The 13,681-nt window shown below is 67.6% G+C and carries 16 protein-coding genes and 1 pseudogene; 6 read left to right on the forward strand and 11 right to left on the reverse strand.

Translation table 11 applies throughout. The features are described 5' to 3' along the window. Window positions 1-20: 20 nt before the first annotated feature. On the forward strand, window positions 21-737 hold the full coding sequence (locus CRP55_RS36885) for an alpha/beta hydrolase family protein (RefSeq protein WP_097326620.1): 717 nt from the start codon (window positions 21-23) through the stop codon (window positions 735-737). On the opposite strand, the gene CRP55_RS36890 is transcribed toward CRP55_RS36885, so the two are convergent. From CRP55_RS36890 to CRP55_RS36900, 3 genes are read right to left on the reverse strand one after another with little or no spacing between them, the layout of a single operon-like run. Then, the gene (locus CRP55_RS36890; protein WP_245923612.1) at window positions 725-1,867 is read right to left on the reverse strand and encodes a Gfo/Idh/MocA family protein; all 1,143 of its coding nucleotides are present in this window, start codon (window positions 1,865-1,867) and stop codon (window positions 725-727) included. The two genes, CRP55_RS36885 and CRP55_RS36890, sit on opposite strands and share 13 nt — an antisense overlap. Window positions 1,868-1,908: 41 nt before the next feature. After that, the gene (locus CRP55_RS36895; RefSeq protein WP_179855483.1) at window positions 1,909-2,502 is read right to left on the reverse strand and encodes a 3'-5' exonuclease; all 594 of its coding nucleotides are present in this window, start codon (window positions 2,500-2,502) and stop codon (window positions 1,909-1,911) included. A gap of 44 nt (window positions 2,503-2,546) precedes the next feature. Beyond that, window positions 2,547-3,260 (reverse strand): creatininase family protein, encoded by a 714-nt coding sequence (locus CRP55_RS36900; protein WP_097326623.1) that lies wholly within the window; start codon window positions 3,258-3,260, stop codon window positions 2,547-2,549. A gap of 48 nt (window positions 3,261-3,308) precedes the next feature. Here CRP55_RS36900 and CRP55_RS36905 point away from each other — a divergent pair, with 48 nt between their 5' ends. Both CRP55_RS36905 and CRP55_RS36910 read left to right on the forward strand, forming a co-directional pair. After that, the gene (locus tag CRP55_RS36905; protein WP_245923613.1) at window positions 3,309-3,668 is read left to right on the forward strand and encodes a nucleotide pyrophosphohydrolase; all 360 of its coding nucleotides are present in this window, start codon (window positions 3,309-3,311) and stop codon (window positions 3,666-3,668) included. A 150-nt stretch (window positions 3,669-3,818) separates the two neighbouring features. Further along, window positions 3,819-4,916, forward strand: a complete 1,098-nt coding sequence (locus tag CRP55_RS36910) for a glycoside hydrolase family 19 protein (protein ID WP_097326625.1) — start codon at window positions 3,819-3,821, stop codon at window positions 4,914-4,916. Window positions 4,917-4,958: 42 nt separating this feature from the next. Here the strand turns inward: CRP55_RS36910 and CRP55_RS53485 are convergent, their stop codons facing one another. Both CRP55_RS53485 and CRP55_RS53490 read right to left on the reverse strand, forming a co-directional pair. Beyond that, on the reverse strand, window positions 4,959-5,510 hold the full coding sequence (locus CRP55_RS53485) for a restriction endonuclease (RefSeq protein WP_179855484.1): 552 nt from the start codon (window positions 5,508-5,510) through the stop codon (window positions 4,959-4,961). Window positions 5,511-5,515: 5 nt separating this feature from the next. Next, window positions 5,516-6,520: a hypothetical protein gene (locus tag CRP55_RS53490; RefSeq protein ID WP_179855475.1), complete on the reverse strand. Its 1,005-nt coding sequence runs from the start codon at window positions 6,518-6,520 to the stop codon at window positions 5,516-5,518. A 111-nt stretch (window positions 6,521-6,631) separates the two neighbouring features. Here CRP55_RS53490 and CRP55_RS36920 point away from each other — a divergent pair, with 111 nt between their 5' ends. Together CRP55_RS36920 and CRP55_RS36925 are read left to right on the forward strand one after the other, a co-directional pair. Beyond that, window positions 6,632-7,999 (forward strand): sensor histidine kinase, encoded by a 1,368-nt coding sequence (locus CRP55_RS36920; protein ID WP_245923614.1) that lies wholly within the window; start codon window positions 6,632-6,634, stop codon window positions 7,997-7,999. Window positions 8,000-8,006: 7 nt separating this feature from the next. Beyond that, complete coding sequence (locus CRP55_RS36925) at window positions 8,007-8,672, forward strand: response regulator (protein ID WP_097326627.1); 666 nt, start codon at window positions 8,007-8,009, stop codon at window positions 8,670-8,672. A 27-nt stretch (window positions 8,673-8,699) separates the two neighbouring features. On the opposite strand, the pseudogene CRP55_RS56115 reads toward CRP55_RS36925, so the two are convergent. The 3 genes and pseudogenes from CRP55_RS56115 to CRP55_RS52435 all read right to left on the reverse strand — a co-directional run. Beyond that, window positions 8,700-9,305: pseudogene (locus CRP55_RS56115) on the reverse strand (phosphatase PAP2 family protein); the annotation flags it as partial. Window positions 9,306-9,389: 84 nt separating this feature from the next. Beyond that, window positions 9,390-9,842 carry a hypothetical protein gene (locus CRP55_RS36935; protein ID WP_245923615.1) on the reverse strand — a complete coding sequence of 151 codons (453 nt, stop codon included), beginning with the start codon at window positions 9,840-9,842 and terminating at the stop codon, window positions 9,390-9,392. Then, complete coding sequence (locus tag CRP55_RS52435; protein ID WP_143235183.1) at window positions 9,839-10,468, reverse strand: hypothetical protein; 630 nt, start codon at window positions 10,466-10,468, stop codon at window positions 9,839-9,841. Before CRP55_RS52435 ends, CRP55_RS36935 begins: the two co-directional genes overlap by 4 nt. A gap of 65 nt (window positions 10,469-10,533) precedes the next feature. Here CRP55_RS52435 and CRP55_RS36945 point away from each other — a divergent pair, with 65 nt between their 5' ends. Then, window positions 10,534-10,836: a hypothetical protein gene (locus CRP55_RS36945; protein ID WP_097326629.1), complete on the forward strand. Its 303-nt coding sequence runs from the start codon at window positions 10,534-10,536 to the stop codon at window positions 10,834-10,836. Here CRP55_RS36945 and CRP55_RS36950 read toward each other — a convergent pair. The 3 genes from CRP55_RS36950 to CRP55_RS36960 are packed head-to-tail and all read right to left on the reverse strand — an operon-like array spanning window position 10,831 to window position 13,648. Continuing rightward, window positions 10,831-11,634, reverse strand: a complete 804-nt coding sequence (locus tag CRP55_RS36950) for an ABC transporter ATP-binding protein (protein ID WP_218854798.1) — start codon at window positions 11,632-11,634, stop codon at window positions 10,831-10,833. The two genes, CRP55_RS36945 and CRP55_RS36950, sit on opposite strands and share 6 nt — an antisense overlap. Before the next feature lie 5 nt (window positions 11,635-11,639). After that, window positions 11,640-12,665: a FecCD family ABC transporter permease gene (locus CRP55_RS36955; RefSeq protein WP_097326630.1), complete on the reverse strand. Its 1,026-nt coding sequence runs from the start codon at window positions 12,663-12,665 to the stop codon at window positions 11,640-11,642. Beyond that, entirely contained in the window at window positions 12,662-13,648 is a 987-nt protein-coding gene (locus tag CRP55_RS36960) for a FecCD family ABC transporter permease (RefSeq protein ID WP_097326631.1), read from the reverse strand. The genes CRP55_RS36955 and CRP55_RS36960 overlap by 4 nt, the downstream gene beginning before the upstream one ends. Window positions 13,649-13,681 lie beyond the last annotated feature (33 nt).

The raw sequence follows: 13,681 nt of genomic DNA on the forward strand, positions 1-13,681 counted from the left end.
CCCGGCCCGATGCTCCCGTCGTGGTCGGCTATCACCTGCTCGACGCGCCCCGGACTCCGGCCGCTTTCGCGGCGGCCTTGCCCCTGGACGGCTTGGACGCGTGGAAGATTTATCTGCGCCTGCCGTTGCCCACCTCGGAACCCGACGAACTGTGGCGCCTGTTCATGGACGATGCCGTCCTCAACGTCTATCGGCACGTCGTTGACGGCGCGCTCGCCGAGTTCCCATCAGCGCTCGTTTCCATTCGCCGCGAGAACGGTATCGCCGACGACGTCCCGCTCGCCCTGATGGGCGGCTCGCTGGGCGGCGCCGCGGCCCAACTGGTCATGGCCGAGAGCGGTTTCGCCGCCCACGCCGCCGTGCTGGTCAACCCGGTCGTCCGCCTGCGCGACTCCATCAACGGCCTGTCCGTCATTCACGACAACCCCTATACGTGGGGCGACGCGTCTTCCGCTGTCGCGTCGAGGGTGGATTTCGTCGCCCGCTCGAAGGACATCTCAGACGCGGCCATTCGTTTCATCACCGGCGCCGACGACATGCAGGACGTCATCCTCAAGCCGGTGGCCGCCGCGGTAGAAGCACTCACGAGCGCCGGCGGAATCGTCGACTGGAAAGTCGTACCGGATATGGCACACGCTTTGGCTCCCGAGCCGGGAACGGAGCCGGCCCCGCAGACGCCACACGCCGCGGTGGTCGACAAGCTGGCCGTCGAGTGGTTCAACCGCTACTTGTTCTGAAGCTTCACCCAGGCGCCGGTCTGTGCTGAGCGCTCCATCGCATCCAGCGCCTCAGCACTGCGAATAGCATCTTTGAGCGTCGCCCCGTACGGCTTCCCTTCGGCGATCGACCGCAAGAAGCGCGCCGCCTCAATCACCTTGAGGTCGTCATATCCCATCGGGATGCCGGCCCCCGGCTGGAACGCCCCGAAGTCGCCGTCGCCCGGCAGAACAAATCGGACTTTCACTGCTTCATCCTGATAGTCGCCGCCGCCGGCAACGCCCAGCTCGCCCATCCGTCGGAAGTCCCAGTACAGCGCACCCTTGGTCCCGTGAATCTCGAACCCATAGCTGTTCTGCTCCCCCACCGCGACGCGGCTGCAGTCGAGCGTCACCCTCGCCCCATTCGCCATTCGTAGCAGGCTGCCGAAGTAGTCCTCGTTCTCCACGGGCCCCGGCTCACCGCTACCTCGTTCGTGCCCCGCCGTGGCTCTGGCCGGCCGCGGCCGCTCAGGAATGAAGATGGCGGTGTCGGCGACCAGCGAGTCAATCTCCCCGAGCAGGTATCGCACCAAGTCGACGCCATGCGCCCCAAGGTCCCCGAGCACCCCGTTGCCGCCGCGCGCACGTTCAAACCGCCAACTCAACGCCCCGTCAGGGTGAGCCGCATAGTCACTGAGAAACCGAAACCGCGCGTGAGTGACGTCCCCGATCTCGCCACTGGCAATGATGTCCTTGGCCCGCTCAACGGCCGGCGCATTCCGGTAGTTGAACCCCACAGTGACCTGGACGTCGCCAACAATCGCCCGGGCGTCGTCAGCACTGAGCCCGACCGGTTTCTCAATCCAGATGTGCTTCCCCGCCTCCGCGAACGCAGCCCCTATCTCCCGATGCAGGAAGTTGGGCACCGTGATGCTGACGGCCTCAACCTCCGGGTCATCGACAAGGTCCCGCCAGGTCTCGGTCGACTTCCCAAAGCCATACCGGTTCGCAGCCGCCTGAGCCCGCCCCGGCACGTCATCCGCCACCGAAACCAGCCGCACACCCGGCACATCAGCGAAGTGATGAGCCACCCGCGCATACGCCTGCGTATGGACGCGCCCCATCCACCCAAACCCAACGACAGCGACGCCCAGCGATCCCTCTGTCACCCTCGGCAGCATAACCCTCGACCGCAGTAGCCCAACTGTCCTCAATCGAATAACGTCGCCGGCGGCTCCGGCTCTGCCTTCGGCGCGGTCACGGCAAGTATCTCCTCGAGGCGGGGTTCATAGCTCCACCGCTGCCGAACGAGAACGTCGAGAAGAAAGGCCGCACCAACGGCGTCCCAGAGCGCGCGGTGCGGCCGACTGCGCGGCGCGGCGGCACTGACCGCATCCGTCAGCCGGTAGCGGTCAAGGAGATCGGCCAACCCCTTCCCGCCGGCGCCGGGAAGCGCCCGGGCCATGCGGTAGGTGTCGATAAGCCCTGCGATATGAATCTGCGGAATCCGGCGATGTATCAGCCGCCAGTCCACCCCTACGTTGTGCCCGACCAGGTAGGCGCCATCGAGACGACCAGCCAATTGAGGCGCAACGACATCCAGCCGGGGCGCGCCGGCGAGCGCGTCTCCCGCTAAGCCAGGCGAAATCCAAGGGCGCGCGGGGATGGGTCGTCCCGGATCGATCAGGGTCGCGTAGGCGGTAGTTACCTCCGGGCGGCCCTCGACGAGCCGTACGACAGCAATTTCAAGAATGTCCTCGTCGTCGCCGTCCTGAGCACCGCTGCCCTCGAGGTCAACAGCCACCAGGCGGGTTGCCTCCCGCCAGGTCGCCGATGGATTTCCCGGCATCAGCGGCTCACGGTAAGCGCGTCCAGGTGTTCCTTGAACGCGCCAACGAGGCTGTCGAGGACCAATCGCCCCTTGTCGGCTGAGCCTGCGGACGGAACTCCGATCACGCCTGTCTGCGTGTAGCCCGCCATGCCCCGTACGAGCAATAGTCTCCGATCGTCGGCGAGGTGATCAGATGTCGCCACTCCTTCGCGGATCAGCTCGGGCGCGACGTACCGGAGCACCGAGACCTCCAGCTCTCCGGCGTGCATGTCGGCATGGTCGTCACTCGTCAGACCGGCCGCTTTGCGAGCGCTGGTCCAGTCGTCCCGGGCCGGAAACAAGGTCATCACAGGCTCGGTGACATTGGCTTCCTGAACGACGTTGCTCAGCACGTAGTTGCCGCCGTGACCGTTGACCAGAGCAAGCCTGCTGATTCCCGACCGCCTCAGCGAGGCGAGTACGTCGGTGACTATCGCCGTCAATGTGGTGTGGCGGATGCTCACCGTGCCGGGCCAGGCGCTGTGCTCGTGTGAGCAGGAGATTGTCACCGGCGGAAGCAGCAACAGGTCGTATGTCGCCGCCAGCCGCTCCGCGATCGCGCAGGCAATCACGGTGTCGGTAGCCAGGGGTAAGTAGTCGCCATGCTGCTCGAAACTCCCGATGGGCAGCACCGCGACGGGGGCGGTGCGCCGTCCCTCGTCGTTGCTGGTCGTGGTCGGCAGCAGCTTCATGGACCGATCGTCGCAGAGGCCGGTCAAGAGCCGCGTACGCTGCTGCGAGTGGCGACGAATGGGGACCTCGGCGATCTGACCGAGCGCGTACGGGCTTTCGCGGTTGAGCGGAGCTGGGAGCAGTTCCACACCCCGAAGAACCTTTCGATGGCTCTCGCCGGCGAGGTCGGTGAATTGCTGGCCGAGCTGCAATGGCTGACCCCCGAGCAATCGCTGGCGGTCATGGAGGATCCCGAGTTGGGGCCGCGGGTACGAGCCGAGATCGGCGACGTCATGATTTACCTGACGCGACTGGCCGACGTCCTCGACATCGACCTCGCGGAAGCGGCGCGCGACAAGCTCGCCGATTCGGCCCGTCGCTACACGGTCGAGGCCGCCCACGGTTCGGCGGCGAAAATTCGGCCGTAGCCGTTCAGGTACCTGCCTGGTGAGGCGATTCGGGCAAACTTTGAGGTTTGTTTACAGATGGCTTGACTTCCGTGAGTGGGATCTAGTTGAGTCGATGTACTACTCATCCCCCTCGCGCCAGTACGTTCCCCGACGTACGGAAGGTTTGTCATGCCCAGGAAACGGCTTTTGTCGATCGTGGCGGCGGTTGGTGTTGCGCTTGCCGGTGCTGCTGCCGCGGTTATCCCCATGACGGCGTCCAATGCGGCTGAGGCCTGCGTGGCGGCGTACAGCAGCTCGGCGGTTTATACCGGTAATCAGCGGGCCTCCTACAACGGGCACAACTGGACCGCCAAGTGGTGGACCCAGGGCGAAGCTCCCAGCACTGGTGGCTCCGGTGTGTGGGCCGACAATGGCGCCTGCGGCGGCGGTACGACGCCGCCTCCCACCGGCGGCGGCAGCTGTAACTACCCGAACTGGGTTGCCGGGCAGTACTACGCGGCCGGCGCGATCGTGAAGTACACCAACGGGCAGTACTACAAGGCCTCGCACGAGAACCCGGGCTACGATCCGGTCATCAGCACCTGGTACTGGTCGCCGTTCAGTTGCTCGGGGGGTGGCACCACGACTCCGCCACCGTCGAATAGCGGGTCCTTCCCGGTCAGCGAAGCCCAGTTCAATCAGATGTTCCCGAACCGGATCGCGTTCTACTCGTACTCGGGCCTGGTCGACGCTATTAAGAAGTTCCCGGCCTTCACCACCACCGGGAGTGACACGGTCAAGAAGCAGGAGGCCGCGGCCTTCCTCGCCAACGTCAACCACGAGTCCGGCGGCCTCGTCTACGTCGAGGAGATCAACCAGGCGAACTGGCCGCTCTACTGCGACCGCAGCCAGTCGTACGGCTGCCCCGCCGGTCAAAGCGCCTACCACGGCCGCGGCCCCATTCAGCTGAGCTGGAACTTCAACTACAAGGCGGCCGGCGACGCCCTCGGTATCGACCTGCTGAACAACCCCGACCGGGTCAAGAACGAGTCGTCCGTCGCCTACCAGACCGCCATTTGGTACTGGATGACGCAGCGCGGCCCCGGCACCATGACCCCGCACGACGCCATGGTGAATGGTCGCGGCTTCGGCGAGACCATCCGTTCCATCAACGGTTCTCTGGAGTGCAACGGCGGCAACCCGGCCCAGGTCCAGAGCCGCGTCGACGCCTACAACCGCTTCACCGCCATCCTCGGCGTCACGCCGGGCGGCAGCCTCTACTGCTGATCTGGGGGACGATGAGGGGCCCGGCCGTCACGGCCGGGCCCTTCATCCGAGGTGGCCCGAAATGCCGTGGCGGGCCAAAAGGTCGGCCAGTTCAGCACCGCTGATCAGCGTGAGGGGTTTGCCGCCGGCGAACTCGTATGAGCCTGGTCCGAATCCGGAGGTCGTCACCAGAATGCCTTTGGTCGCCCCACGATGTTGCACGGTGCCATAAAGGTCGCGCACGACGCTGGGCGTAATGGTCGCGCGGTATCGCTTCACCTGGATCACGATGAGCCCGCCGGTTATGGGGTCGGGGTCCTGCGCCTCGACGTCCACTCCGCCGTCGCCGCTGCGAGCAGTGGTCACCACTTGCAGTCCACGCGCGCGGAAAAGGTCGGCTACCAAGTCTTCGAAGCGCTCCGGGTCCATCTGGTACAGGTCGTGGCCGGCCCGGTCGTCGTCGAGTGGTGCGGCCGAATGGTGCACTCGGCGCGCGGGCCGGACCGCTTCGAGCCGCTCAGGTCGCGCGGACACCTGGGCGCGAAGCTGGCGCAGACATGCGGCGGCGTCGACCTCGGTCAGATGGACGCCGGTGAGGTCTTCCCGGCGAATCATGGCGCTTACCAAATAGTGGTCGGCGTCTTGTCCGGTTGCGGGGTCGCGGGCCACGACGTAGCCGTTGACGACAACGAAGCCAGGTTTCCGAAGTGGTCGGCGCGGAACAGGTCGGCGACCACTCGCAAAGTGCTCTGGCACAACGCATCGCGGTAGAGAGCGGCTCGCGGGCCGGCGGCCATCGCGATGCGCTTGTATTCGTCGCTGCTTTTGACGTACCGGACACGGGTGGCGTCCGGAACCGTCTCGAAGCTGGGTAGTTGCCAGTCGACGATGAGCTGGCGAGCGGTGCGATCCCATTCGGTGCGTGCGGCCCGCGGGAACTGAAGCGGCCATCCCGCGCTCACATAGAGAACCGCGGTGAAGTAGCCCCCAACGGCGTCGGGATCGCCGGCCTGTAGTCGCGGAGGCAGGCCATCAGCCCAGGCGTTTCGCTCGGCGACTTGTCGCTGTTGGTCATGGAGCCATGCCTGGTGTTGACGGTGCAGTTCGTCCAGTCGCCGGCAACGGTCGGCCTCGGCGGCTTGCGCCGCGTGCCAGTCGTGCTCGAAATGGCTGCGCGCGCGGGCGACATGGTCCGCGTGTTCTCGCCGGGCCGTGGGATTGAGCGATTGCAGCGCGGGCAGCGGCGGGACCTGATAGCGAGCTGGATCAGGCATGGGTACGGGATGCGCCAGCGGCCCGGGATTGAAGGAAACCACCGGCGCTGCGGCTTTCAAATGGGCGGGCTGAAGCGGCGGCAGAGCAGCGCCGTCGACGAGAATCCGGCTGAGCGAGGCGATTTGCCGTTCAAGCTCGGCCGTCTGCTGGGCGGCCTCGCTCTCTCGTGCGGTCTGGTAGGCCGCCATCGCGGCCTTGTGCCCCTGAGCGGCGGCGCGTTGTGCGGCACGGTGCGCCTTCTGCTGTTCCTGCAAAGCCGCCGCCTGCGCACGTTGCTGGGCCTGCTGTTCGCGTTGACGTCGCCGCTGAGCCTGCACCAACAGGTCCAGGACTCCCGGGTTGCGCTTCATCGATGGCCTTCCCGGATGCTGAGGAACGAGCTCCAAGATCGGCTGGAACCGTATCGCATCTTTGTCTTTCGGCAGTGCCGGGCGGCCGCCGCAGCCCGTAGCGTCGCCTCGGTGAAGCGCGCAACGATCCAGGTAGCGGCGGTCGTCATCTTTGCTGGTCTGAGCATGGTGAGCTGGTGCTGGTTGCTGCCGACCGTGGTCACCGCGTTCCTGGTTGGACGGCGCCCGGGGCGTACGGGCCCAGCGGTTTTCACGTTGGTCGCAGTGCTTTCGGCCGGTGTAGTGGTGTTCTCGGTCGTGCCCGGCTGGCTGTCGCTGGCGAGCCGGTTCCTGATCGTGATCGTGGCCGGCGCGATGACGCCGTGGTTCGCGGGACGGTTCTGGCGGCAGTATCAGGATCTCGCCCCGGCCGGCTGGGAGCGGGCCGAGCAGGCGCAGCGGGAGCACCAGCTGATCGCCGAGCAGGCGCGGCTGCGTGAACGCGCACGGATCGCCCAGGACATGCATGACCTGCTCGGTCACGATCTCAGCTTGATCGCCCTGTCCGCCGGCGCGCTCAAACTCGCGCCCGGCCTTGACGGGCAGCATCGCGAGGGGGCCGCGAACATCAGAGCCCGGGCCGCCGCCGCGGTGGAGCGCCTCGGCGAGGTGATCGGCGTTCTGCGCGAGCAGACCGACAGCGCCCCTACCGACGTACACGGCCCTGATCTTGCGACGCTGACCGCCGCGGCGTCCGCGTCGGGGCTGGCCGTGGATCTGCGTGTCGATGGCGAGGCCGACGATCTGCCGCCGATGGCCGAGCGGGCCTTGCATCGGGTCGCGCAGGAGGCGCTGACCAATGTGGCCAAGCATGCGCCCGGAGCGGCGGCGATCATCTCGGTAACGCATGCGACGGCCGAGACGACGATCGTGGTGGAGAACAGCCCGGTCGCCCGGCAGCCCCGGCCATGCGGCGGCGGGCACGGCCTGGTCGGCCTCGCCGAACGGGTGTGGCTGGTCGGAGGCACTTTCGAGTACGGGCCGCGCAACGAAGGTTTCGCCGTCACCGCGCGGATCCCGCACACCCCCGTACCACCGCCGGCGACACCTTGGATCGACCGGGAGCTCCCGCAGGAACATCGCCGCGCCCGGCGCCGGGTGAGCCGGTCCCTGGCCATCGCAGTGATGGTGCCGCTGGTCACCGGCGCCGTGCTGAGCGGCGCCCTGGCCGGCTGGGAGACGCTGTCCGCGTCGCGGGCGGTCCTGGATCCGGGCGACTACGCCCGCCTGAGCGTCGGGCAGGATCGTTCCGAGGTGGAGTCTCTGCTGCCGTCCCGGCAGACCCGCCACCGACCGCTGACCGCCGAGCCGACCGAAGACGGGTTGAGGTGCGAGTACTACGCGATGACGGCCGACCGCTTCGACGACCGCTCCGGGGACGCCTACCGGCTCTGCTTCCGCGACGGCGTGCTGGTGTCCAGGGACACGGTCACCCCGTGAGCCGCCGATGATCCGCGTACTGATCGCCGACGACGAGCCGATGATCCGCGCCGGCCTCCGCGCGATTCTGACCACCGCCGCCGACATCGACGTCGTCGGGGAGGCCGGCGACGGACACCAGGCCGTCGAGCTGGCACGACGGCACCGGCCCGAGGTGGCCGTCCTCGACATCCGGATGCCCGGTATGAACGGCATCGACGCGTTGGCGGAGCTCCGCCGCACGGTGCCGGCCACCCGGGTGATCATCCTGACGACGTTCGGCGAGGACGACTACATCCTGCGGGCGCTCGGCGGCGGAGCCGCCGGCTTCCTGATCAAATCCGGCGAGCCGGAAGAGCTGATTATTGGTGTACGGGCAGTGGCCGACGGCGCCGCCTACCTGTCACCGAGAGTCGCCGCCCGCGTCGTAGCGCACCTCGCCGCGACGGGCGCGGACACCCTGGCCACCCGGCGTTCCACCGCCCGCGATCTGGTCGACTCCCTCAGCCCTCGGGAACGCGAGGTGCTGGCCTTCCTCGGCAGCGGCCTGTCCAACGCTCAGATAGCCCGGCGCCTGCACGTGGTCGAAGGAACGGTCAAAGCCCACGTCAGCTCCATCCTGGCCCGGCTCGGTGTGGACAACCGGGCCGCGGCCGCGGTGGTCGCCCACGAAGCGGGCCTTGCGCAACAGTGACGACATAGGCCCGAGCAGAGTTGCCGCCACCACGGTGCCCCCGAGCAAGGCACCGGCCAGAACGTCGTGCGGATAGTGAACCCCTACCAGCACCCGCAGCAGCGCGGCCACTCCAGCCAGGGGCAACGCGAGCACGGCAAGGCGCGGTCGCAGCATCGCCACCCCCACGGCCAGCCCCGCGGCGAGGGTGGCGTGGTTGCTCGGAAACGACCAGTCCCCGCCCGCCGGGCATTCGGCGATGACCTCGATTCCCGTAAGCAATGCGCGGCACGGCCGTTCCTCATCAACCACAAGCTTGACCGCTTCGCTGATGCCGTACGCCACGACGGTGCCCAGACCGGTCAACACGACCCCGGCAACCATTCGTACGTCCCGGCGGCGCATCGCCATCCACCACATCCCGGCCAGCAGCACACCGAGAAGCACCAGAGTGCCATCGGTAGCCACCTCGAGCACCGGCCCAACCCACGACGGCGCGCCCGCCAACGCTCCGGCAACCGCTCGATACACAGCCACCGAAACGCCGTCAGTAACGTGCACCGGCCCGGCTTGGCCCACCCCGCCCGGAGAAAGCAAGGCCACCGATCCCAGGCCGCCAACCGCAACCAACAACCCCAGAGTTCCTCGTTTCATGGAGACCGACCGTAGAAACAAGAACAGCCGAAAACCCGCCCCGAACGGCAATCCCCACCCCCGACGATCGTCAGGGTTGACTCCTCAGTGCTGGGCCCAGTCGGGCGGCGAAACAACGGGCAGATCTGGCTCACCGGCAATGGGTTCGAGCGCGTAGAGGACGCTGAGCTCGTCGCGATCCGGATCGGTCTGCACGCGTCCATAGCTGCCGTCCGCGGCTACGAGATACCAGTAGTCCGGCGCAACGCTGCCGTCATCGAGCAGGGCCCAGCTCCGGGCGACACGGCAGATCGCCTGAGCGAGTTCCAGCTCGCTGGCCTTGGTGAGTTCCCGCAGCTTGTCACCCGCACTGAGCTCGTGCCCGAACCGGCCCTCGGCCGGGGTGATCAGCACGATCGGATCGGGGCCGGGATAGTCGTTGAGCAGCTCGTACGGACCCACGTAGATCAGCTCCAGCGGCACGTTGTAAACGGCGTGCAACGCCTGACGGAGGTCTTCCGCCGGCGTCTCGCTGTCGAAGTAGATTCCGTAGGTCATGCCTCGCCCCTGTAACTCTTGTGGTGCTTGAAGACGTCGAGTGCCGGCTGCCAATCGGCCTCGCTGATGCTCGGATCACGGCGCAACGCCTCTCGCGCCGCGTCGATGTCGCCGCCCGATCCGATCAGCTGCTTGAGGACCCTATATTCGGGCCGCGACAGGTTGACGAAACCAGGCCCTGACACGGGGATGACGGTTCCGGTCGACTCGACGATGTACCGCCGACCATTCACCTCGTACTGGTTGGCCTGCTCGATCCAAGTGCCGCGGCCGGCGGAGATCTCCGCCAGGTCACCCAATACATCCGTGCCCGGCAAGACGATCGTGTTCTTGTTCTTCGGCGGGCTCTGGGGCCGGATGCTGTTGACATTGTGCCGGTTATTGGGCGGCTTCAACGGAATTTTCGCCGCCGGACCCTTGACCGCACTCGCCCCCGGAGCGCCGGGCCGGCCCGAAGCACCGGGTCGGCCGAAGTTTGCGGCCCGGGCGACCTTCTCTTGGGCGGCGGCGACGCTGCCTCCATCGTCGGCGCCGCCGGCAGCCGTTCGCCGCCGGGGTGGATCCCCGCCGCCACCACTGCCGCCTCCGGTGGAAGGCTTCGGCTGTGAGGAGTGAGAACGAGCCACGCGCCGATGATATGGATGAATGTCAAAGCGTCGGTCGGCGATCGCTACATGAAGGGGAGTCGGCGATGTCAGCTTCGATCGGCATCTGGGCTCAGGGTGACGTCAACGGCGATGTGGTGCTCTACCGGTGGGAAGCCGATCGGCAGGCCGGCTTTGTGGCGTTCGAAGTGCGGGCCCAGCGAATCCGGCCGTCTGATGAGAGCGGGCGCCCGCTGGGAAGCTTGTTGTTCGACGCGGCCGTGGGCGAGCCTTCCGGCTCCGCGGAGGGCGTCGACATTCCGTTGTTCATCGAGATTGTCGTCGCCCTCATGCGCATCTACCGCCGGGCGGGATGTGCGCCCGCGACCGCCCACGCGTACTACTTATGACGCGGTTCGGTGGCGGCCGATCGGGACGATCATCGGGGTTTCGGAGACCGGGTCGGGGACTACTCGGCAGCGGATGCCGAAGACGTCGGTGACCACCTCCTCGGTGAGGACCTCCGTCGGAGCGCCAGCCGTCACCACCGCGCCGTCCTTCATGACGACCAAGTGGTCGGCGTAGCGGCACGCCAAGTTCAGCTCGTGCAGGACGATCACGATGGTGGTGCCCTCGGCCTCGTTCAGGTCGGTCAGCACGTCCAGGACTTCTACCTGGTGGCTCACGTCCAAGTACGTCGTCGGCTCGTCCAACAAGAGCACGCCTGTTCGCTGGGCCAGGGCCATCGCGATCCACACCCGCTGGCGCTGGCCGCCCGACAGCTCGTCGACCGAGCGGGCCGCCAACTCCAGCGTGCCCGTCGCGGTCAGCGCCTGCTCCACCGCGTCGTCGTCTGTGCTGCTCCAACGGCGGAACCAGCCCTGGTGCACGTGCCGGCCGCGGCTCACCAGGTCGGTCACCGTGATGCCGTCGGGGGCGATCGGGCCCTGCGGCAGGATGCCCAACCGCAGCGCCACCTCGCGGCTCGGGGTCTCCTGGATCGACTTGCCGTCCAGCAGGACCGTGCCCGACGACGGCGGTAGCAAGCGGGCCAGGCCCCGCAGGAACGTGGACTTCCCGCAGGCGTTCGGGCCGATGATGATGGTGACCTTGCCGGTGGGGATGGGCAGGGTCAGGTCTTGAACGACCGCGCGGTCGCCGTAACCGAGGGACAGTGCCGAAGCTGCAAGTGTGGATGGGGCCTGCAAAGCGGTCAGCCTCCTCGGCCGGTGCGGTTCGATGTGGCCAGCAGCCACAGCAGGTACGGGGCGCCGATGACGCCGGTCACGACGCCGACCGGGTAGACGCGGGAGCCGAGCAGGTGCGACCCGGCGAAGTCGGCGACCAGGACCAACAAGGCTCCGACCAGTCCGGCCTGCAGCAGCACCGGGCGGCCGCCGCCGACCAGCCGCACCGCGATCGGCCCCGACATGAAGGCGACGAAGGCGATCGGGCCGGCCGCCGCGGTTGCCATGCCGGCCAGGCACACGCCGGTAAGCAGCAGGGCGAGGCGGCAAGTCTCGACGCGTACGCCGAAAGCACGTGCTAGATCGTCGCCCAGCTGCATTCCGGACAAAGCGCGTCCCAGGATCAGTGTGAGAGGCAGCAAAACGATAAGAGCGACAAACAACGGCACAATTTGCGACCACGTACGTCCGTTGACGCTTCCCGTCAGCCAGATCAGCGCCTCGGCCGCCACCTTCACGTCCGACCGGGTGAGGATGAACGACGTGACGCTGGTCAGCGCCGTCCCCACCCCGATCCCGACCAGGATCAGGCGGTAGGCGCCGACCCCGTTGCGCCACGAAAGCAGGTAGATCGCGATGGCCGTGACCAGGCCGCCGGTCAGGGCGATGGCCGAGACGGCCACCCCGGAGAAGCCGCCCACCATCACCGCCAGCACCGCCGCCGTGGTCGCTCCCTGCGCCACCCCGATCACGTCGGGGCTGGCCAGCGGGTTGCGCAGCAGCTGCTGGAAAATCGCCCCGGCCAGGCCGAACGCCAGCCCGGCCAGCGCCGCGACCGACGCTCGGGGCAGCCGCAGCGAGTGCATGATGTAGTCCACGCCGGCCGGCGTCGGCAGCCCCAGCAGCGACCGCACCACGTCCGGCAGCGAGATCTGGAATTCGCCGTAGGAGAGGGTGAGCGCGAACATCGCGACCACGGCGACAAAAAGCACCGAAGAGACGCGCCGCGCTCTAGAAGCGGAGCGCCGCCGGGTCGTGGCAACGATGCTCATAGCTCGGCCAGCCTTCTGCGCCGAGCCAGAATCACGAACACCGGCGCGCCGATGATCGCGGTCACGATGCCCACCTGCACCTCGCCCGGCCGCGCCACGACCCGGCCGATCACGTCGGCCAGCAGCAACAGCAGCGGCGCCAGGAGCATCGAGTACGGCAGCATCCACCGGTGATCCGGCCCGGTGATCGCCCGCGCCACGTGCGGAATCATCAGCCCGATGAACACGATCGGCCCCGCCATCGACGTCGCCGTGCCACACAAGAGCACGATCGCCAACCCGGCGACGAGCCGCGCCACCAGCACGTTCTGACCGAATGACGTGGCCACGTCATCGCCGAGCGCGAGCGCGTTCAAAGCTCGAGCCGACGCGAACGCCAACACCGCGCCGACAGCGAGGAACGGCAGCGACTGTACGACCACGTCCGAGCCCCGGTTGGCCAGCGAACCGACCTGCCAGAACCGGAACTGATCGAACGTGTCCACGTCGTTGAGCAGCACCGCCGTCGTGAACGACGTCAGGGCCGCGGTGACCGCCGCCCCGGCCAGAGCCAGCTTGATCGGCGTCGCCCCGCCGCGCCCCACCGAGCCGATCGTGTAGACCAGCACCGACGTGATGGCCGCCCCGATGAAGCCGAACCACACGTATCCCGTCAGGGTCGTGACGCTGAAGATGCTGATCGCGATGACCACGAAAAGACCCGCTCCAGCGTTGACCCCGAGGATTCCCGGGTCCGCGAGCGGGTTGCGGGTGACACCCTGGATCAGCGTCCCGGCCAGCCCGAACGCGGCTCCCGCGAGCAGCCCGACGAGCGTACGGGGAATGCGTGATTGCGTGATGATCAGGTCGTCGCGCGAGTCGGACGGGTTGACCAGCGCGTGCATCACCGTGCCGAACGGGATGTCGCGGGCGCCGACGGCCAGGCTCAATAGGGCGGCACCGGCGAGGGCCACCGTGATCACCACCAGTCCGGTGGTGAGCACGGTGGCCCTGCGGTGGCGGGGTTCCTCCGGCAC

Origin of the sequence: Paractinoplanes atraurantiacus (assembly GCF_900215205.1) — a bacterium.
Classification (GTDB): Bacteria; Actinomycetota; Actinomycetes; order Mycobacteriales; family Micromonosporaceae; genus Actinoplanes; species Actinoplanes atraurantiacus.

Bases quoted from the DNA above. Each gene is read 5' to 3' on its own strand.
- CRP55_RS36935 (WP_245923615.1), bottom strand. From the start codon at position 9,842: ATGACCTACGGAATCTACTTCGACAGCGAGACGCCGGCGGAAGACCTC.
- CRP55_RS53490 (WP_179855475.1), bottom strand. From the start codon at position 6,520: ATGAAGCGCAACCCGGGAGTCCTGGACCTGTTGGTGCAGGCTCAGCGG.
- CRP55_RS36955 (WP_097326630.1), bottom strand. From the start codon at position 12,665: ATGAGCATCGTTGCCACGACCCGGCGGCGCTCCGCTTCTAGAGCGCGG.
- CRP55_RS36910 (WP_097326625.1), top strand. From the start codon at position 3,819: ATGCCCAGGAAACGGCTTTTGTCGATCGTGGCGGCGGTTGGTGTTGCG.
- CRP55_RS36900 (WP_097326623.1), bottom strand. From the start codon at position 3,260: ATGAAGCTGCTGCCGACCACGACCAGCAACGACGAGGGACGGCGCACC.
- CRP55_RS53485 (WP_179855484.1), bottom strand. From the start codon at position 5,510: ATGATTCGCCGGGAAGACCTCACCGGCGTCCATCTGACCGAGGTCGAC.
- CRP55_RS36925 (WP_097326627.1), top strand. From the start codon at position 8,007: ATGATCCGCGTACTGATCGCCGACGACGAGCCGATGATCCGCGCCGGC.
- CRP55_RS36945 (WP_097326629.1), top strand. From the start codon at position 10,534: ATGTCAGCTTCGATCGGCATCTGGGCTCAGGGTGACGTCAACGGCGAT.